This is a genomic window from Zhenpiania hominis (assembly GCF_014333425.1).
Lineage (GTDB): Bacteria > Bacillota > Clostridia > Peptostreptococcales > Anaerovoracaceae > Hominibacterium > Hominibacterium hominis.
The window spans coordinates 1-917 of sequence record NZ_JACRYT010000064.1; the positions used below are offsets into that span (position 1 = coordinate 1).

2 protein-coding genes are annotated in these 917 nt (G+C 41.4%); both read left to right on the forward strand.

Annotation, left to right across the window (positions count from 1 at the left end; genetic code table 11):
* Positions 1 to 101: 101 nt before the first annotated feature.
* A complete protein-coding gene (gene tnpA, locus H9L42_RS16725; protein ID WP_187304530.1) occupies positions 102 to 494 on the forward strand; it encodes an IS66 family insertion sequence element accessory protein TnpA in 393 nt (130 codons plus the stop codon).
* The gene (gene tnpB, locus H9L42_RS16730) at positions 484 to 837 is read left to right on the forward strand and encodes an IS66 family insertion sequence element accessory protein TnpB (protein ID WP_187304531.1); all 354 of its coding nucleotides are present in this window, start codon (positions 484 to 486) and stop codon (positions 835 to 837) included. Before tnpA ends, tnpB begins: the two co-directional genes overlap by 11 nt.
* The last annotated feature ends 80 nt before the right edge of the window (positions 838 to 917 follow it).

Sequence of the window (917 nt, forward strand, 5' to 3'; positions counted from 1 at the left end):
CGTAAACGGTAAATAGCCCATGCATAGATTGAGCACACAAAAAGTATTAAAATGCCTTTAAAGGATTTTTAGTACTTTTTAGGTTTTTGAGGGGAAAATATATGAACATCAATGAAGAAATGAAGTTACACAAATGGGCTCAGGACATGGCCGAACAGCAAAACAGCGGTTTATCACAAGCTCAATGGTGTAAAATGAAAGGAATGCCAGCAACCACCTTCCAATATCGATGCAGGAAAGTACGTCTGGCAATGGAAGAAAAACTGCAGGAAAACAACTCCGATAATGCAGCTATCGTTTGTGCTGATAGCGCTGTTAAACCAGTGAAAGAGCCGGATCATAAACTGTTCTTTGCAAAAGTAGATCTGTCACAAGAACATCACACTGCTTCTGGCATAAACATAAAATTTCAAGATACTCTGATCAGCATCGCTCCGGATGCTCCTGCTGAGCATGTGAAAATGGTACTGGAGGTTATCGCTCATGCTCAGTGAATCAAAATTTGAAGAAATATACATCGCCTGCGGATATACCGATCTTCGCTACGGCATCGATGGGCTTGCCACTACCGTGAAAGAGAAATTTGGATTAAACCCGTTTTCGCCAAACACCATCTTCCTTTTCTGTGGCAGACGAAGCGACCGAATCAAAGCTCTTGTCTGGGAAGGAGATGGCTTCCTGCTGCTGTACAAACGCCTGGAAGCAGGTACATTCAAATGGCCAAGAAAAGAAGATGACCTGAAGAATCTGACATATGAACAGTTTTCGAGACTGCTGCAAGGGTTCACTATCGAGCCCGGTATCAAGAAGATAACACCGCCTGAAAGCATGCTGTAAACATTGGAATTTCAATGAAGAACAGGTGCTTTTTTACAAAAAGCTTTTTTTGTTCATAGTATTATGGTACAATTTAAGTA